Raw genomic sequence first — 19294 nt, 5'->3', positions numbered from 1 at the left:
CTGAACCGCAAGAACGTCATCATCATCCTGATGTCGGTCGAACTGATGCTGCTCGCGGTGAACATCAATTTTGTGGCGTTCTCGGCCCATCTGCAGGACATGGTCGGGCAGATATTCACGATGTTCGTGCTGACGGTCGCGGCGGCGGAAGCGGCGATCGGCCTCGCCATCCTCGTGGTATATTACCGTAACCGCGGCTCAATCGAAGTCGAAGACATTAACGTGATGAAGGGCTGAGCCGCATGGAAGCCGCTGTCGTATTCCTGCCATTGCTCGGCGCTGTCATCGCCGGACTGTTCGGCCGCGCAATCGGCGCCAAGGGGGCGCAATTCGTCACCTGTTCCGGCCTCGTCATTGCGGCGCTGATTTCCTGGTATCTGTTTTTTGCGGTGGCCATTGCCGGCGATCCGCGCACGATCCTGCTGTTCCAGTGGGTGTCCTCCGGCAGCCTGTCATTCGACTGGTCGCTGAAAGTCGATACCCTGACCGCCGTCATGCTGCTGGTGGTGACGACGGTTTCCGCCGTTGTGCATATCTATTCCATCGGCTATATGAGCCACGACAAGTCGCCGGCGCGGTTCTTCGCCTATCTCAGCCTGTTTACGTTCTTCATGCTGATGCTGGTGACGGCGGACAATCTGGTGCAGCTGTTCTTCGGCTGGGAAGGGGTGGGGCTCTGTTCCTACCTGCTGATCGGGTTCTGGTACGATAAGCCGTCGGCCAATGCGGCGGCAATCAAGGCCTTCGTCGTCAATCGGGTCGGCGACGTGGGTTTCGCGCTCGGTATCTTCGCGACCTACCTGCTGTTCGACACGGTGCGCTTCGATGAGATCTTTCGCGCCGTACCGGATTTTGCCGACGCGACGCTGGTATTCCTGGACGTCGAATATCACGCGCTGACCATTATCTGCCTGCTGCTGTTCATCGGCGCGATGGGGAAATCGGCCCAGCTCGGCCTGCATACCTGGCTGCCGGACGCAATGGAGGGCCCAACGCCTGTATCCGCGCTGATCCATGCGGCGACGATGGTGACGGCCGGCGTGTTCATGGTGGTGCGCCTGTCGCCGCTGTTCGAGCAGTCGGAAACGGCGCTGGCGGTGGTTTGCGTCGTCGGCGCGCTGACGGCCTTCGTTGCCGCGACGATCGGGCTGACCCAGAACGACATCAAGCGCGTGATCGCCTATTCGACCTGTTCGCAGCTCGGTTACATGTTTTTCGCCATCGGCGTATCGGCCTATCCGGCGGCGATCTTTCACCTGATGACGCATGCCTTCTTCAAGGCGCTGCTGTTCCTCGGTTCCGGTTCGGTTATCCATGCCATGTCCGGTGAACAGGACATGCGCAAGATGGGCGGACTCTGGAAGCACATCAAGGTGACCTATGTGCTGATGTGGATCGGTAGTCTGGCGCTGGCGGGTATCGGCATACCGGGTACCTCGATCGGTTTCGCCGGTTTCTTCTCCAAGGATATTATCCTGGAATCGGCCTTCGCCGCGCATACCGGCGTCGGCACATTTGCCTTCTGGCTGGGAATCGCGGCAGCCTTCATGACCGCCTTCTACTCATGGCGCCTGCTGTTCATGACCTTCCACGGCGCGCCGCGCTGTGACGAAGACACGCTGGCGCATGTGCATGAATCGCCCAGGGTCATGATCCTGCCGCTTTTCCTGCTGGCGGCCGGTGCGCTGTTCTCCGGCGTGCTGGGCTATCACTTCTTCGTCGGCGACGGCATGGAGCAGTTCTGGGGCGAATCGATCGGCATTCTTCCGACGCATCAGGCGCTGGAAAATGCACACCACGTACCGTTCTGGGTGAAGCTGCTGCCGCTGATCGTCGGCGTCGTCGGCATCGCCCTGGCCTGGTGGATGTACATCATGCGCCCGGGATCCGGCGAAACTCTGGCGGCGGTGCTGCGGCCGTTTTACCTGCTGTCGCTCAACAAGTGGTATTTCGACGAAATCTACGACCGGATATTCGTGCGTCCCGCCTTCGTGCTGGGGCGCGCGCTCTGGAAGTCGGGCGACGGGGCGCTGATCGACGGTGTGGGACCGGATGGGATATCCGCCATGACTGTCCGCTTCTCCAAACGGGCCAGCGCGCTGCAGAGCGGTTACCTGTACCACTACGCTTTTGCCATGCTGGTCGGGGTGGTCATCCTGATCACCTGGTATTTCTTATCGCGGACATAGGGCCGGGCGACGCAAATGACTGATTTTCCGCTACTGACCTTTGTCATCTTCCTGCCGCTGGCAGGGGCCGCGATGATTCTGCTGTTCGTCAGGGGCACGCCGGAGCAGGTTGCCGGCAATTCCCGCTGGGCCGCGCTGATCGTTTCCATCTTCACCTTTCTTGCGTCGCTGATCCTGTGGATCCAGTTCGACAACGGGAGTGCTGCATTCCAGTTCGTCGATCAGGCGGAATGGATTGCGACCTTCAATATCGGCTACCGGGTCGGCGTTGACGGGATTTCCGTGTTCTTCGTCCTGCTGTCCACCTTCCTGACGCCGATCTGTATCCTGTCCAGCTGGGAAGCCATCCAGTCGCGGGTGAAGGAATACATGGTCGCATTCCTCGTCCTGGAGACGATGATGGTCGGCATGTTTGCCGCCCTCGATTTCGTCGTTTTCTACATTTTCTTCGAAGCGGTGCTGATCCCGATGTTCCTCATCATCGGCGTCTGGGGCGGTCCGCGGCGGGTCTACGCGGCGTTCAAGTTCTTCCTTTACACGCTGTTGGGATCGGTCCTGATGATGCTGGCGATCATCGCCATGTATGTCCAGGCCGGGACGACGGATATCCAGGCCCTGATGGCGTTCGGTTTCGACCGTGACCTGCAGCTGTGGCTCTGGCTGGCCTTCTTTGCTTCCTTTGCCGTCAAGGTGCCGATGTGGCCGGTGCATACATGGCTGCCGGACGCCCATGTCGAGGCGCCAACGGCGGGCTCGGTGATCCTGGCCGGCGTGCTGCTGAAGATGGGCGCCTACGGCTTCCTGCGCTTCTCGTTGCCGATGCTGCCGCTGGCGTCGGAATTCTTCACGCCGCTGATCTTCACGCTCAGCGTCATCGCGGTCATCTATACCTCGCTGGTGGCGCTGGCTCAGGAGGATATGAAAAAGCTGATCGCCTATTCGTCGGTGGCGCATATGGGCTTCGTGACGGTCGGCATCTTTGCGGTTAACCAGCAGGCGGTCGAAGGCGCGATTATCCAGATGCTCAGCCACGGCTTCGTATCCAGCGCGCTGTTCCTGTGCGTCGGTGTAGTCTACGACCGGATTCATTCGCGTGAAATCGCGCGTTATGGCGGCCTGGTCCATCGCATGCCGATATACGCCGCGGTGTTCATGCTGTTCATGCTGGCATCGGTCGGCCTGCCCGGAACCAGCGGTTTCGTGGGTGAATTCCTGATCATGCTGGGCGTGTTCGAGGCCAGCAGCTGGGTCGCCCTGCTGATCGCCACCGGCATGGTGCTGGGGGCCGCCTATATGCTGTACCTGTACCGGCGCGTCATATTCGGCGAGTTGACCAAGGATGACCTCAAGTCGATTCTGGATCTCAATGCCCGGGAAGTCGCGATTTTCGTGCCGCTGATCGTTCTGGTCCTGTGGATGGGCATCTACCCGACGTCCTTCCTGGACCCGATTTCGACGTCGGTTTCAAATCTCCTCGAAAATTATCATGGTGCGATTGCCGCGGTTGACAGCGGCAAGGCACTGGCCGCGACACGTTAGGCGGGGGATACGTACAGATGATCGAAGTATCGAATATCCTCCCCGCGCTGCCGGAAATTGTGTTGGCGGTTCTCGGCATGGCGCTGATGATGGTGGGTGTTTTCGTTTCCGAGAAACGGGCCCTGCCGATCGTAAGCGGCATGACCGTTGCCGCACTGCTCGTGACGCTGGCGCTCGTGATCTGGGGTGCGGACGGGCGGCTGCTGGCGTTTAACGGGTTGTTCGTGACCGACGATTTTGCTGTCTTCATGAAGGTTTTGGTCCTGATCGGCGCCGTCCTTGTCCTGTTCATGAGTGAGGATTTCATCAGCCGCGAAGGTATGGCCCGCTTCGAGTTTCCGATTCTGGTGATCTTCGCCACGGTTGGCATGATGATGATGATTTCCGCGAACGACCTGATCGCGCTGTATATCGGGTTGGAACTGCAGAGCCTGTCGCTGTACATCATCGCCTCCTTCCAGCGGGACAACATCCGTTCGGCGGAGGCGGGCCTGAAATACTTCGTTCTCGGCGCGCTGTCGTCGGGCCTGCTGCTGTACGGGTGTTCGTTGATATACGGGTTCTCCGGATCGACGCAGTTCGAGGTTCTGGCTCCGATGATGGCCGCATCAGGCGCCCCGGTATCGGCGGGACTGATCGTCGGCCTGGTGTTCCTGTCGGCCGGTCTGGCATTCAAGGTATCCGCCGTGCCGTTCCACATGTGGACCCCCGACGTATATGAAGGTGCGCCCACGCCGGTGACTGCATTCTTTGCCGTCGCTCCCAAGGTCGCGGCGATTGCCCTGCTGCTGCGGGTCATGCTCGAACCCTTCGGCGCGCTGATCGAGGAATGGCGTCAGATCATCATCCTGATTTCGGTGGCATCCATGCTGCTGGGCGCATTTGCGGCAATCGCGCAGAACAACATCAAACGACTGATGGCGTACAGCTCTATCGGGCATGTCGGATATGCGCTGATCGGCCTTGCCTCGGGGACGCAATCCGGGCTGCATGGCGTATTGATCTATATGGCCATTTATATGGCGATGACGGTGGGGACCTTTGCCTGCATCCTCTGCATGCGCCGGAACGGGCGCATGGTCGAAAATATCGGCGACCTTGCCGGGCTGGGGAAATCGCACCCGGGGATGGCGCTGGCGCTGATGGTTTTCATGTTTTCGCTGGCCGGCATTCCGCCAATGGCGGGCTTTTTCGGCAAGCTGTATATTTTCCTGGCGGCGATAGAGGCCGAACTCTACACACTGGCCATCATCGGTGTCGTGTCCAGCGTGATCGGGGCCTTTTACTATCTGCGCATCATCAAGATCATGTATTTCGATGAAGGTACGGAGCCGCTCGACAGGCCGGTCGGGCGCTCCCTCACGATGGTCATGACCGTTACGGGCCTTGCCGTGTTCCTGTTCTTCCTGTGGCCTGCGCCGATCGTGGATACGGCCGGGCAGGCGGCGGCTTCGCTGTTTCCGGGCTGAGACGACGCTGCCCAATGTCCCTGGCGTTGCCCGAAGGATGTATGCTGGTCGCGCTGGCGCGAACCGGCTCCACCAATGACGAGGCGAAAAGCCTGGCCGCGACGGGGGCGGCCGACGGGACGGTTGTGTGGGCGCGCGAGCAGACCGCGGGCCGGGGCCGGCGGGGGCGGACGTGGGTTTCGCCGGCGGGAAACCTCTATCTCTCCATACTTTTGAGACCGGACAAGCCGCCCGTTGAATCGGCCCAACTGTCGTTCGTCGCCGCCGTGGCGCTCGGCGACGCCATTGCGGAATTGCTGCCCGGCCATGCGGCGCTGAACTGCAAATGGCCGAATGACATCCTGGTCAACGGCCGCAAGGTGGCGGGTATCCTGCTGGAGTCCTCCGGCGCCGCCACGGGGCAGGCGACCGACTGGGTCGTTATCGGATGCGGAGTCAATATTACCGGCCATCCCCCGGACACGCTGTACCCCGCCACGGACCTGAAGGCGGAGGGCGCGGCGGCGGCATCGGTGGAAGCAGTCCTGGAGCGTTTCCTCGAGTCATTTTTCCGGTGGCGCGACCGATGGATGGAATCGGGTATCGGGCCGGTACGGGCGGCGTGGCTGGCCCGGGCCGCGGGCCTGGGCAGTGAAATTACCGTTCGTTTGCCCCATCGCGAAATCCGCGGCAGGTTCGTCGACATGGACAGGGATGGCGCGTTGCTGCTGGAAGGTCCGGGCGGTGTCCGGGAAACCATTTCGGCCGGCGATGTGTTTCTCTGATAGGATCGGCGTATGCTTCTGGCTATCGATTCCGGAAATACCAATGTTGTTTTCGCCGTTTACGATGGGGATGTGCTGAAAGGCGTCTGGCGTTGCGCCAACGACCCGCGGCGGACGGCGGATGAGTACGCGGTCTGGCTGACCGAACTGATGAAATTGCGGGGCGTTGCGCCGGCCGGTATCGACGGCGCCATCCTCGCCAGCGTGGTGCCTCAAACGGCTTTTAATCTGGTGTCGCTCTGTGGGCGGTATTTCTGCGGAACGCCGCTGACCATCGGCGATGACGGCGTCGAACTGGGGTTGCGTATTCTGATCGACCGGCCGGAGCAGGTCGGCGCGGACCGGCTGGTGACGGCGGTATCGACTTTCAGCCGGTATGGCGGACCGTCGATTATCATCGATTTCGGCACCGCGACCACGTTCGATGTCGTCGACAAAGACGGCGATTATCGCGGCGGCGTTATCGCCCCCGGCATAAACCTGTCGGCGGAAGCGCTGCACATGGCGTCGGCGCAACTGCCGCGCGTCGAAATTAAACCGACCGATAAGGTCATTGGAAAGTCCACGATTCCGGCGATGCAGTCGGGAATTTTCTGGGGATATATCGGCATGATTGAAGGATTGGTGGCGCGGATGCAGAACGAATTTGGCAGTACGATGACGGTGGTTGCAACCGGCGGCCTTGCCTCGCTGTTCGCGGGGTGTACCGATGTAATCGACCATACGGACCGTGACCTGACCATCCGCGGGTTGCGCGAAGTGTATCGGCGGAACCGCGCCGCATGAAGGGGTACGGGCAGACCGGATTGCCGTCCGCGGAGGAATTGTTGTTTCTGTCGCTCGGCGGCGCCGGCGAAATCGGCATGAACCTGAACCTGTTCGGCCATGATGGCGCCTGGCTGATGCTGGATCTGGGAATCACGTTCGGGGATGACGAAACGCCGGGTATCGATATCATCATGCCGGACCCGACGTTTATTGAAGAACGCGTCGATGCGCTGGCCGGGCTGGTCCTGACCCATGCGCATGAAGACCACATCGGCGCGGTGCCGTATCTGTGGCAGCGTCTGAAATGTCCGATCTACGCAACCCCGTTCACCGCCAGCATCCTGCGCCGCAAGCTGGAGGAGGTGAACCTGCACAAGAAGGCGGTCATCACGGAAATTCCGCTGTCAGGCCGGTTCGACGTCGGACCTTTCAATATCGAACTGATTACCCTGACCCATTCCATTCCGGAACCGAATGCCTGCGTCATACGGACTGCGGCGGGTACGGTGATGCATACGGGCGACTGGAAGCTGGACCCGGATCCCAAGGTGGGCGCGACGACGGATGAGGAAGCTCTGATCCGTGTCGGCAAGGAGGGGGTTCTGGCCATGACCTGCGATTCGACGAATGTCTTCGTCGCCGGTCACTCCGGTTCCGAAGCCGATGTCCGGGACAGCTTGCGGGAAACGACCGCGGCGTTTGACAACCGCGTCGTCATTGCCTGTTTCGCGTCCAATGTTGCGCGGCTTGAATCGGCGGCGCATGCGGCGCTGCAAAACGACCGTAGCGTGGCGCTGGTCGGGCGGTCGCTCTGGCGCTTCTACGAAGCGGCAATGGAAAACGGCTATCTCACAGAGATACCGCGTTTCCTGACGGCAAAGGAAGCTGCCGATATTCCCCGCGACAAGATCCTGCTGATCTGCACCGGCAGCCAGGGGGAACCGCGTTCGGCGCTGGCCCGTATCGTCCGTGGGGAACATCGCGATGTCCATCTCGATCCCGGCGACGTCGTGATATTTTCCAGCCGGATCATCCCGGGCAACGAAAAATCGATCGGCCGGTTGCAAAACCGGCTTGCGGAACTTGGCGTGGAAATGGTGACCACCAATGACGATGAGGGCATCCACGTGTCGGGGCATCCGGGCCGCGAAGAACTGATCCAGATGTATCAGTGGATCCGGCCGCAGGTTGCGGTGCCGGTACACGGCGAATTGCGTCACCTGCGCGCCCATGCCGCCCTGGCGAAGGAATGCCAGGTGCCGCAAAGCTGCGTTGCGCCGAATGGCACGCTGCTGCGCCTCGCGCCGGGCCCGGCGACTGTTGTTGACGATGTATTCACCGGCCGGCTGGCACTGGATGGAAACCGGCTGATTTCGCTCGCCAGCAGCGTCATGCGCGAACGCCGCGGGCTGATGGAGAATGGGTCGGCGGTCGTAACACTGGTGGTCGATCGTGCCGGCGACCTGCATGCGGACCCGCAAATTGCGACGCAGGGCGTGTTCGATCAGGACGGCGATCCTGACTTGATCGAAGGGATGACCGATGCGGTGATGGATGCCCTGGAGGATATGCCGGCAAAATCGCGCCGGATGGACGATGCGGTCTGCGAGGCGGTGCGGATCGGTCTGCGGCGCTGGATAAAGGCGATCTGTGGCAAGCGGCCCAAAACCAAGGTCCATCTGGTTCGGGTATAGGAGAACCTGCCGTGATCGGGCGCTTGAATCACGTTGCCATTGTCGTACCGGACCTTGCCGCCGCGGCCGCCATGTACCGAAACGCCCTGGGCGCGCAGGTTTCGGAACCCCAGGATCTGCCGGAACACGGCGTCACCGTGGTTTTCGTCATCCTGCCGAACAGCAAGATCGAACTGCTGCACCCGCTGGGCGACGATTCGCCCATCGCCGCGTATCTCGAGCGCAATCGCGATGGCGGCATGCATCATATCTGCTATGAAGTGGACGATATCCTGGCGGCGCGGGATCTGCTGGCGTCGCAGGGGGCGCGTGTGCTGGGCGATGGCGAGCCAAAAAACGGCGCGCATGGCAAACCGGTTCTGTTCCTGCATCCCAAGGATTTTGCGGGAACGCTGATCGAACTGGAACAGGTTTAGGGGACGCACGCCGTGAGTATCGTCGAAGGTCTAGTCGCATTCGCGATTATCTGGTGGCTCGTGCTGTTCATGGTCCTGCCCTGGGGTATCGCCCGCGAGGAAAACCCGGAAGTCGGACATGAGCCCGGCGCTCCCGTCAAACCACGTCTGTGGCTGAAAATAGCGATCACGACCGGCATTTCGGTCATCCTGCTGGTCATTGTCTGGGCTATTGCCGAATCCGGCTGGATCAATTTCCGAAACTGACGCGCCGGAAGTTCTGCCTCGCTCCCGGCTGTGCTGGCCTGTTTCTTGAATGTGGACTGGCGGCCTGCGCGTTACTGCCTACATAGGAAACATGATGGTGCGATTTCCCCATATCGTTTTGATCACCCTGCTGGGGTTTATAGCCATTCCGGCGAAGGGGCATGCGGAGACGGTGCGAATCAGCCGGACGGACTGCCAGTACCTGATCGAGCACAAGGCGCGCGGCGATGTCGCGTTTCAACCGGGCGTCGATGTCCGGGGACGAAAGGTGGTGCCGGCGCAGGGGCCGGAGGCCCCGGATATGGGTGCGCTTGTGCCGGAAATGCTGGAGTTTTCCATCGCGCTTAACCCCTTGAGAGGCGGCGCGGCGCGATTTGGCGAAACATCGCTCGGCGTTGGCGTCATCCGGTTCGATATGAACAAGCGGCAGGCCATGCTGGACGGGGTACCCTTAAATCGCGGCGATACCCGAAAGCTTCTGGAGGAATGCCGCCGCGCCGCGGGAAAAGCACAATGACCCGCTTGCGGTAGCATGGACAACCTCAAACGCTTTGCCTAAGTTCCCGTTGCCTCTCCACCCCAACCGCATTCTGCGGAGACCCCTTGATGCGCCTGTCACAGTATTTTCTGCCGACCTTGAAGGAAACGCCCAGCGAGGCGCAGATCGTTTCGCATCGCTATATGCTGCGGGCCGGCATGATCCGGCAGGCCAGTGCCGGTATCTACTCCTGGCTGCCGCTGGGCCACAGGGTGCTGAAGAAGATCGAACAGATCGTGCGCGAGGAGCAGGACGCGGCCGGCGCGCAGGAAATCCTGATGCCGACCATCCAGTCCGCCGACCTGTGGCGGCAGAGCGGCCGCTATGAGGATTACGGCAAGGAGATGCTGCGCATCACTGACCGACATGACCGGGATATGCTGTACGGGCCGACCAATGAAGAACAGGTAACAGAGATTGCCGCCGCCTATATCAAAAGCTACCGGCAGCTTCCGAAGAACCTGTACCACATCCAGTGGAAATTCCGCGATGAGGTCCGGCCCCGTTTCGGGATCATGCGCGGCCGTGAATTCCTGATGAAGGATGCCTATTCCTTCGACATCGATGCCGACGCCGGCCGCCGCGCCTATAACAGGATGTTCGTGGCGTACCTTCGGACATTCGCGCGCATGGAACTGAAGGCGATCCCGATGCGGGCGGATACCGGTCCGATCGGCGGCGATATGAGCCATGAATTCATCATCTTGGCCGATACCGGCGAAAGCGAGGTATTCTGCCATCGCGATTTTCTGGAACGTGACGTTCTGGCGCTCGACGTGGATTATGACTCCGATCTGCAGCCGCTCGTCGATGAATGGACAGGCCTTTACGCCGCCACGGACGAAATGCACGATCCGGCGCGGTTCGAGCGCGAGGTTCCCGCCGAAAGCCGCGTGACGGACCGCGGGATCGAAGTCGGACATATTTTCTTTTTCGGGGACAAGTATTCCAAACCCTTTGGCGCGGTTGTCCCGACCCCGGAAGGCGGCGAGACAACCATCCAGATGGGCTCCTACGGCATCGGCGTATCCCGGCTGGTCGGCGCGATTATCGAGGCCAGCCACGACGACAAGGGCATTATCTGGCCGGAAGCGGTCGCGCCTTTCAAGGTCGGGCTGATAAACCTGCGCAGCGGCGATGCCGACTGCGATGCCGCCTGCGACGATATCTACGGAAAACTGAGCGCCGCCGGCGTTGAAGTGCTGTATGACGACCGTCCCGAACGGGCCGGCGGCAAATTCGCCGACATGGATCTGATCGGGTTGCCCTGGCAATTGGTCGTCGGGCCGCGCGGGCTGAAGAACGGCGTCGTCGAACTGAAGAGCCGCCGGACAGGCGAGACCGCGGAACTTCCGGTGGCGGCCGCGCTCGACCGTCTCGGCGGGTAACGATGTTTACCGCATTCGAACGCTTCGTCGCATTACGCTACCTGCGGTCGCGCCGCCAGGAAGGATTCATTTCCGTCATCGCCTGGTTCTCGTTTGCCGGCATCATGCTGGGCGTGGCGACGCTCATTATCGTCATGGCGGTCATGAACGGGTTCCGCCAGGAATTGCTGTCGCGTATCCTCGGCGTCAACGGTCATCTGAACGTTACCAATAATACGCGGACGGTTGCCGATTTCGACCCGTTGGTGGCGCAAATTACCGCCTTACCGGGTATTCTCAGCGCCATTCCGATGGTGGAAGGCCAGGTGATGGCGACGGCGCGCGGCGTGGCGTCCGGCGCGCTGGTTCGGGGGCTGCGCGAAGCGGATTTCCGGCGCCGCGCAATTCTGGCCGATGGCATCGTCGCCGGAAGCCTGGATGACTTCGCGGCCGACACAGGAATCGTCGTCGGCGCCCGAATGGCGGACCGTATGGGGTTGCGGCCCGGCGACTCGATCACCCTGATCTCGCCGAACGGCAATCCCAGCGCGTTCGGCACCTTGCCGCGCATGAAGGCCTATCCGGTCGCCGCCGTATTCAAGGTTGGCATGTCGGAATATGACGACACGTTCATCTATATGCCGTTGTCCGAGGCGCAAATATTTTTCCGGAAGAAGGATGCTGTTTCGGGCATCGAAATCATGCTCGAAAACCCGGACGACGTGTTTTCGGCGGCCACGGCAATCGGCAGGGAAATCGGGGCCGGTTACAGGATTTATGACTGGCAGCGTGCGAATGCCAGTTTCTTCACGGCCCTGCAGGTGGAGCGGAATGTCATGTTCCTGATCCTGACGCTGATTATCGTCGTCGCCGCGTTCAATGTCATTTCCAGCCAGATCATGCTGGTCAACGACAAGGGGAAGGGGATAGCGATCCTGCGTACGATGGGTGCATCCCGGGGCATGATCCTGCGAATTTTCTTCATGACCGGCGCCAGTGTGGGGCTGGTGGGAACGCTGGCGGGAAGCATTCTCGGGATTTCGTTTGCGCTGAATATCGAGTCCATCCGGCAGTCGATCCAGTCGCTCACCGGGGCCGAACTGTTTAACGCGGAGATTTACTTCCTGTCGCAATTGCCGGCGGATCTCGACCCGCAGGAGGTGGCGACAGTCGTTGTCATGGCGCTGGTGCTGTCCTTCCTGGCCTCGGTTTTCCCCGCGCGCCGCGCGGCCCGGCTCGATCCGGTGGAAGTGCTGCGTTATGAGTGACGGGCCGGTACTGCAACTGGATCATGTGGTCCGGACCTACAGACAGGCGGACGCCCGCCTTGAGGTCATTCGCGACGCCACGCTCTCCGTGCCCGCTGGTGAACTGGTCGGGCTCGTCGGGCCGTCCGGCGCCGGGAAATCGACGCTGCTCCATGTGGCCGGGTTACTGGAAATGCCCGATGGTGGCGATGTCGGCATCTGCGGTCGTGCCTGCGGGGTCCTGTCCGACGCGGCCCGAACGGCGATCCGGCGGACGGAAATCGGCTTCGTCTATCAGTTCCATCACCTGCTGCCGGAATTCTCGGCGGAAGAAAACGTCATCCTGCCGCAGATGATCGCCGGCAAGTCGCGTCGCGCGGCGCGCGAGCGGGCTCGAGAACTGATCGCGGCTGTCGGTTTGTCGAATCGGGCAGGCCACCGCCCGGCGCGCCTGTCCGGAGGGGAGCAGCAGCGGGTCGCCATTGCCCGCGCGCTGGCCAACGAGCCGCGCCTGCTGCTCGCGGACGAGCCCACCGGCAACCTTGACGCCCATACGGCGGCGGAAGTGCTGGACCTGTTCCTCTCGTTCGTTCGCGACAACGGGCTTGCGGCGCTGATCGCGACACACAACGTCGATCTGGCGTCGCGGCTGGACCGGGTTGTCCGGCTTGAGGATGGTGTTCTCGTCGCAGTCTGACGCAACACCGTCTTATCCACATATCGCGGTGGAAAACTGCGTCGCCACCATATCTTTGTGTATGCGAAGGGATGACAGCCTGACGACTCGGGTATAATTTCGATCCATGTCGCATGCCGATTTCGTCCATCTGAGAGTCCATGACGCGTTTTCGCTTTCCGAAGGCGCGATCAAGATTCCGGACCTGATAAAACTGACCAAACGCCAGCAGATGCCGGCGGTCGGCGTGGCGGACACCGGCAACCTGTTTGGCGCCCTGGAGTTTTCACTGGCGGCGCGCGAAGCGGGTATCCAGCCGATCATCGGCTGCCAGATTGCCGTAAAACGCGAAATCGACATGCCCCACGGCGCGGTCGGCGTCGGCGTCGACTGGTTGGTCCTGCTGGTGCAGTCGCAGGAAGGCTACCGAAACCTGCTGGCGCTGGTCAGCAAGTCGTTTCTCGATTCGGCGGCGGAAGACGCGGCGCAGATTTCGCTGGCTGACCTGGAGGCCCATCATGCCGGGCTGATTGCGCTGACGGGGGGAACCGGCGGCCCGGTTGGCCGGTTGCTGCTGAACGGGCAGCACGGCGATGCGGGGGCCATGCTGCGGCGGCTGGCGGATATGTTCGACGGACGGCTTTATGTCGAGTTGATGCGGCACGGCATGCCGGAAGAGGAGCAGATCGAAACAGCCCTGATCGACATGGCCTATGCGCATGACCTGCCGCTGGTGGCGACCAATGAGGTTTTCTTTGCCGACCGGGACATGTATGAGGCGCATGACGCGCTGCTGTGCATTGCCGCAGGGGCGACTGTATCGCGGATGGACCGGCGGCGTGTAACGCCGGAACATTATTTCAAATCCGCGCAGGAAATGCGCGAACTTTTCGCCGATATTCCGGAGGCAATCGACAACACGCTGGTGGTTGCGCAGCGCTGCGCGTTCATGCCGGACACCCATGATCCGATCCTGCCGACCTATCCCAAGCTCGGTGGACGAAGCGAATCGGCAGCCTTGCGGCAACTGGCCACCGATGGGCTGGAAAAGCGGCTTGAAGTGCAGGTGTTCGCTGCCGGGATGGATTCGGCCCGTCGCAATGAACTGGCAACGCCGTATCGAGAGCGTCTTGATTATGAATTGGGCGTCATCGAGCAGATGGGCTTTCCGGGCTATTTCCTGATTGTTGCCGATTTTATCCAATGGGCGAAGAATCAGGGTATTCCCGTCGGGCCGGGCCGCGGGTCCGGCGCCGGGTCCGTTGTCGCCTGGGCGCTGACGATCACCGATCTCGACCCGTTGCGGTTCGGTCTGCTGTTCGAGCGGTTCCTGAATCCGGAACGAGTGTCCATGCCGGATTTCGACATCGACTTCTGCAAGGATCGCCGTGACGACGTCATTCGCTACGTTCAGCAGGAATACGGCGACGACCGGGTTGCGCAGATCATCACTTTCGGAAAGCTTGAAGCGCGGGCCGTGCTGCGCGATGTGGGCCGTGTCCTGGAAATGCCCTATGGCCAGGTTGACCGGATATGCAAACTGGTGCCGAACAATCCGGCGAATCCGGTCAGTCTGGCGCAGGCGCTGAAGGACGAACCGCTATTGGCGCAGATGCGCGACGAGGACCCGGAAGTCGGCCGGCTCGTCGATACCGCGCTGAAGCTGGAAGGACTGTACCGGCACGCCTCCACGCATGCCGCGGGGGTCGTGATCGGCGACCGGCCGCTGAATGAACTGGTGCCGCTGTATCGGGATTCCCGTTCCACCATGCCCGTCACCCAGTTCAACATGAAATTCGTCGAGAAGGCGGGGCTGGTAAAGTTCGACTTTTTGGGATTGAAGACGCTGACGGTGCTTGTCGGCGCAGTCCGCCGGCTGGAAGAGCGCAATATCGGCCTGGCGCTGGATCGAATACCGCTCGACGACGCGAAATCCTTCGAAATGATGTGCAACGCGGATACGACCGGCGTGTTTCAACTGGAAAGCTCCGGCATGCGCGACGTGCTGAAGAAGCTGCGACCGGACCGGTTCGAGGACATCATCGCCGTGGTCGCGCTGTACCGTCCGGGGCCGATGGACAATATCCCCAGTTTCATCAAGCGGAAGCACGGCCAGGAGACGCCGGACTATCTGCATCCTTCGCTGGAGGGCATCCTGAAGGAAACCTACGGGATCATGATCTATCAGGAACAGGTCATGCAGATCGCGCAGGTTCTGTCCGGTTACAGCCTTGGCAGCGCGGACCTGTTGCGGCGGGCAATGGGCAAGAAGATCCAGTCGGAAATGGATGCGCAGCGCCAGATCTTCGTCGATGGGGCGGCGGCGAACAATGTCGATGGTACGGTTGCCGGGCGTATCTTTGACCAGGTTGCCAAATTTGCCGGTTATGGCTTCAACAAATCCCATGCCGCGGCCTACGCGCTGGTCGCCTACCAGACGGCGTATCTGAAGGCGAATTACCCGGTCGAGTTCTTTGCCGCCTCGATGAGCGAGGACATGGGCAATACGGACAAGCTGAGCCTTTTCCGGATCGAACTGGACCGGTTGGGCATCGCGCTGCTGCCGCCGGACGTCAACAAGTCCGGCGTCGATTTTACGGTCGAAACCCGGGAGGACGGCACGCTGGCCGTCCGGTATGCGCTGGCGGCGCTGAAAAATGTCGGCGCGGCGGCCATGACGGCGGTCGTGGCGGAGCGCGAGGCGAACGGCCCCTACAGTTCCGTCTTCGATTTCTCCACCAGGCTGGGGACCCAGGTCTTCAACAAGCGGCAGATCGAAAACCTGGTGCGGGCAGGGGCATTCGACAGCCTGAACCCGAACCGGCATCAGTTGTTCGATGCCGTGGAAATGCTGGTCCGGCACGCCAATGCGGCGCAGAATGACCGGGAAAGCAAGCAGGTCAACCTGTTCGGCGCGGAAGAATCGGCGATTACGCCGCCGCTGCCGGCGGTCGATGAGTGGCCGGCGCAGGAACGCCTGCAGCAGGAGTTCGAGGCAATCGGTTTTTACCTGTCGGCGCATCCGCTTCAATCCTACCAGGCGACCTGCGAAAAGCTTGGCGTCGTGGAGTGGATCAAGGTATCGACGGGCCGGATGAACGAGGGACGAATCAAGCTGGCGGGGATCGTTTCGGCGCGCCGATTCACCACATCCTCCCGGGGCTCGAAGATGGCGTTTGTGCAGATGTCCGACGCGACAGGGTCCTACGAAATAACGGTCTTTTCCGAAGTGCTGGCGGGAAGCCGGGATCTTCTGGAATCCGGCGCGCCGCTTCTGGCGACCGTAGACGTGCAGCGCTGGAACGAGGGTTTCCGGCTGACGGCGCAAAGTATCCAGCCGCTGGATGAGGCGGCGGCGCGGGCCGCCGCGGGCCTGTGTGTCTTCATGTGCGATGAAACGCCGCTGACGAGCCTGGCCAACGTATTCCGCGAACATGGCGAGAAGGGCCCCGGCCGGGTGCGCCTGATGCTGGAGACGGATGACCGGGAAATCGAAATCGATATTCCCGGCGGGTTCGCGATTTCCGTTGCCATGCGTTCGGCGGTCAAGTCGATCCCCGGGGTCATGGATGTAAGGGATCTTTAGCGGGCCTGTTCATCGGGTGCGAATTTAATAATGCCGCCTTGCAATGCCCGGACATTGGCTATATACCGCACGCCATATCACACGTGGGTTTGCGCGCGCTGCCGATGAGGGTAGTGGCCGCTCCGGTGCTGGGAAACTGGCTTTTTGCCCACGGAGGAATAACCGGTAAAGGACGTTACAACATGGCGATGCCAACGTTTACCATGCGCCAGCTGCTTGAAGCTGGCATCCATTTCGGCCACACCACGCGCCGATGGAACCCTAAAATGCAGCCGTATATATTCGGCGTTCGCAACGGGATTCATATCCTGGATCTGGAACAGACCGTTCCGTCCCTGCAGCGGGCGCTTGAGGCGATCCGCGAAGTGGCGGCCGGCGGCGGCCGTGTCCTGTTTGTCGGCACCAAGCGGCAGGCGGCGGAAATCGTCGCGGAATCGGCGGCGCGTTGCGGCCAGTATTTCGTCAATCACCGCTGGCTCGGCGGCATGCTGACGAACTGGAAGACAATTTCCAATTCGATCAAGCGGTTGCGGGATATTGAAGAGCAGCTTGCGGTCGAGGATATCGGTCTGACCAAGCGCGAATTGCTGAACCTGACCCGCGAACGCGACAAGCTGGAACGCGCGCTGGGCGGGATCAAGGAAATGGGCAGCCTGCCGGATATCCTGTTCATCGTGGATACGAACAAGGAGTCGATTGCGGTCGCCGAAGCGCAGAAGCTGGGCATTCCGGTTGTCGCTATTCTGGACAGCAATTCGGATCCCAAGGGCATCGATTTCCCGATTCCGGGAAATGACGACGCCATGCGGGCGATTTCGCTGTATTGCGATCTCATCTCCGGCGCCGTCCTGGACGGTATCCAGGCGGAAATGCTGTCCGCGGGTGTCGATATCGGCGAAGCCCCTGATCTGGAAGAGACGCTTCCTGACATGGCCGAGGAAGGCGCTGCCGAAGAAGCTGCTCCCGTCGTGGCCGAAACAGAAGCCGAGGAGGCCGCTCCGTCCTGATCTTGGCCGGAAGCGACTGTCGTTGAAATGCAGCAGGAATGTCTGTTTTCAATTCGCAAGAATGAATTTTTAAGGTAGAGGATTACAATGGCGAATATTACCGCTTCGCTCGTCAAGGAATTGCGGGAAAAGACCGGCGCCGGGATGATGGATTGCAAGAAGGCGCTGACCGAGACGAATGGCGAAATCGAGGAAGCCGTCGACTGGTTGCGCAAGGCGGGCCTGTCTGCAGCGGCGAAAAAATCCGGACGGGTTGCCGCCGAAGGGCTGGTCGGCGCCGCGGTTGACGGCACGACCGGTGCGATGGTCGAGATCAACGCCGAAACGGATTTCGTTGCGCGCAATGCCGATTTTCAGAAATTCGTGAAGGACGTTACCGGTCTGGCGCTATCGGCGAATGGCGATCTGGAAGCGCTGGCTGCGGCCAGTTATCCCGGTGCGGGCCATGCGGTATCCGAACAACTGACGAAGCTGATCGCGACGATCGGTGAGAATATGTCGCTGCGGCGTTGCGTATCGCTGTCCGTCGATAAGGGCGCTGTCGTGTCGTATATTCACAGCGCGCTGGCCGAGGGGATCGGGAAAATCGGTGTTCTCATCGCACTCGAATCCACCGGCGATACCGAAGCCCTGCAGGCGCTCGGCAAGCAACTCGCGATGCATATTGCGGCGGCGCAGCCGCAATGCGTTGCGATCGCCGATATCGATCCGGCCGATCTCGAAAGGGAACGGAACCTCCTGACCGAACAGGCTCGCGACAGCGGCCGATCGGAGGAAATCATCGACAAGATGGTCGAGGGGCGGTTGCGCAAATATTACGAGGACGTCGCGCTTCTGGAACAGGTCTTCGTCATCGATAATGAGACCAGAATTTCAAATGTCCTTGAAAATGCGGCCAAAACAGTTGGCGCTCCGGTCCGGGTGAAAGCGTTCGTCCGGTACGTTCTGGGCGAGGGGATCGAGAAGAAGGAAGAAAATCTTGCGGACGAGGTTGCGGCAACTCTCGCCGGGTAACAGCAGATAGCGGAGCGGGCGCGCCGGGACGCAACTCATGTCAGATACGGCGAAACCGATATATCGACGGGTGTTGCTCAAGCTTTCCGGCGAAGCGCTCATGGGCGTGCGGGAATACGGCCTCGATCCCGTGATCGTCAGCCAGATCGCCGCGGACGTCAAGGCGGTGCACGACCTCGGCGTCGAAATCTGCATGGTGATCGGCGGCGGTAATATCTTTCGCGGCGTTTCCGGCGCCGCCGAAGGGATGGACCGCGCCAGCGCGGACTATATGGGCATGCTGGCGACGGTCATAAACGCCTTGGCGATGCAGAGCGCGCTGGAACGGATCGGGACGCAGACGAGGGTGCTTTCCGCGATTCCGATGCAGTCTGTTTCCGAGCCCTATATCCGCCGTCGCGCGATCCGCCATATGGAAAAGGGGCGGGTGGTCATTTTTGCCGCCGGTACGGGCAACCCGTTTTTCACGACCGACACAGCCGCGGCGCTTCGCGCCTCCGAGATGGACAGCGAAGTCATCTTCAAGGCGACGAAGGTGGATGGCGTGTACAGTGCGGACCCCGAAAAGGATCCGGCGGCGACACGCTATGATGAACTGACCTATCTGGAGGTGCTGTCCCGGGACCTGCGGGTCATGGATGCTGCGGCCATATCGCTTGCCCGCGAAAACAATATTCCGATTGTCGTGTTTTCGATTCACAATGCCGGCGCATTTGTTGATGTTATGATGGGCGGCGGCCGCTTCACGAAAATTTCGAACTGATCGTGCAGCGC

General features: G+C 61.0%; 17 protein-coding genes. All 17 read left to right on the top strand.

The features are described from left to right. Nucleotides 1-237 (top strand): NADH-quinone oxidoreductase subunit NuoK (gene nuoK, locus WD767_07890; GenBank protein ID MEX2616000.1); only part of this gene is annotated, 237 nt, incomplete at its 5' end. A gap of 5 nt (nucleotides 238-242) precedes the next feature. Then, nucleotides 243-2189: an NADH-quinone oxidoreductase subunit L gene (gene nuoL, locus WD767_07885; GenBank protein MEX2615999.1), complete on the top strand. Its 1947-nt coding sequence runs from the start codon at nucleotides 243-245 to the stop codon at nucleotides 2187-2189. A gap of 15 nt (nucleotides 2190-2204) precedes the next feature. Then, a complete protein-coding gene (locus WD767_07880) occupies nucleotides 2205-3728 on the top strand; it encodes an NADH-quinone oxidoreductase subunit M (GenBank protein MEX2615998.1) in 1524 nt (507 codons plus the stop codon). A 17-nt stretch (nucleotides 3729-3745) separates the two neighbouring features. Then, entirely contained in the window at nucleotides 3746-5197 is a 1452-nt protein-coding gene (nuoN, locus tag WD767_07875; protein MEX2615997.1) for an NADH-quinone oxidoreductase subunit NuoN, read from the top strand. A gap of 14 nt (nucleotides 5198-5211) precedes the next feature. Further along, nucleotides 5212-5961 carry a biotin--[acetyl-CoA-carboxylase] ligase gene (locus WD767_07870; protein ID MEX2615996.1) on the top strand — a complete coding sequence of 250 codons (750 nt, stop codon included), beginning with the start codon at nucleotides 5212-5214 and terminating at the stop codon, nucleotides 5959-5961. Nucleotides 5962-5973: 12 nt separating this feature from the next. Continuing rightward, nucleotides 5974-6747 (top strand): type III pantothenate kinase, encoded by a 774-nt coding sequence (locus tag WD767_07865; GenBank protein MEX2615995.1) that lies wholly within the window; start codon nucleotides 5974-5976, stop codon nucleotides 6745-6747. Beyond that, nucleotides 6744-8423, top strand: coding sequence for a ribonuclease J (locus WD767_07860; protein MEX2615994.1), 1680 nt, complete (start codon nucleotides 6744-6746; stop codon nucleotides 8421-8423). Before WD767_07865 ends, WD767_07860 begins: the two co-directional genes overlap by 4 nt. 11 nt (nucleotides 8424-8434) lie before the next feature. Further along, nucleotides 8435-8839, top strand: a complete 405-nt coding sequence (mce, locus tag WD767_07855) for a methylmalonyl-CoA epimerase (GenBank protein MEX2615993.1) — start codon at nucleotides 8435-8437, stop codon at nucleotides 8837-8839. 12 nt (nucleotides 8840-8851) lie between these two features. Beyond that, nucleotides 8852-9085, top strand: a complete 234-nt coding sequence (locus WD767_07850) for a DUF1467 family protein (protein ID MEX2615992.1) — start codon at nucleotides 8852-8854, stop codon at nucleotides 9083-9085. A 91-nt stretch (nucleotides 9086-9176) separates the two neighbouring features. Continuing rightward, nucleotides 9177-9602, top strand: a complete 426-nt coding sequence (locus WD767_07845; protein MEX2615991.1) for a hypothetical protein — start codon at nucleotides 9177-9179, stop codon at nucleotides 9600-9602. An 89-nt stretch (nucleotides 9603-9691) separates the two neighbouring features. Beyond that, entirely contained in the window at nucleotides 9692-11011 is a 1320-nt protein-coding gene (locus WD767_07840; protein MEX2615990.1) for a proline--tRNA ligase, read from the top strand. Nucleotides 11012-11013: 2 nt separating this feature from the next. Further along, on the top strand, nucleotides 11014-12258 hold the full coding sequence (locus WD767_07835) for a lipoprotein-releasing ABC transporter permease subunit (GenBank protein MEX2615989.1): 1245 nt from the start codon (nucleotides 11014-11016) through the stop codon (nucleotides 12256-12258). Beyond that, nucleotides 12251-12934: an ABC transporter ATP-binding protein gene (locus WD767_07830; GenBank protein ID MEX2615988.1), complete on the top strand. Its 684-nt coding sequence runs from the start codon at nucleotides 12251-12253 to the stop codon at nucleotides 12932-12934. The genes WD767_07835 and WD767_07830 overlap by 8 nt, the downstream gene beginning before the upstream one ends. A 106-nt stretch (nucleotides 12935-13040) precedes the next feature. After that, nucleotides 13041-16499 carry a DNA polymerase III subunit alpha gene (gene dnaE / locus WD767_07825; protein MEX2615987.1) on the top strand — a complete coding sequence of 1153 codons (3459 nt, stop codon included), beginning with the start codon at nucleotides 13041-13043 and terminating at the stop codon, nucleotides 16497-16499. Nucleotides 16500-16681: 182 nt separating this feature from the next. Next, the gene (gene rpsB, locus WD767_07820) at nucleotides 16682-17506 is read left to right on the top strand and encodes a 30S ribosomal protein S2 (protein MEX2615986.1); all 825 of its coding nucleotides are present in this window, start codon (nucleotides 16682-16684) and stop codon (nucleotides 17504-17506) included. An 87-nt stretch (nucleotides 17507-17593) separates the two neighbouring features. Then, the gene (gene tsf, locus WD767_07815; GenBank protein MEX2615985.1) at nucleotides 17594-18520 is read left to right on the top strand and encodes a translation elongation factor Ts; all 927 of its coding nucleotides are present in this window, start codon (nucleotides 17594-17596) and stop codon (nucleotides 18518-18520) included. 37 nt (nucleotides 18521-18557) lie between these two features. Further along, complete coding sequence (gene pyrH, locus WD767_07810; GenBank protein MEX2615984.1) at nucleotides 18558-19283, top strand: UMP kinase; 726 nt, start codon at nucleotides 18558-18560, stop codon at nucleotides 19281-19283. The last annotated feature ends 11 nt before the right edge of the window (nucleotides 19284-19294 follow it).

The sequence above is a fragment of the Alphaproteobacteria bacterium genome (assembly GCA_040905865.1).
Lineage (GTDB): Bacteria > Pseudomonadota > Alphaproteobacteria > UBA8366.
Note: the sequence above shows the minus strand (reverse complement) of the source record. Positions and strands in the feature narration are given on the sequence as shown.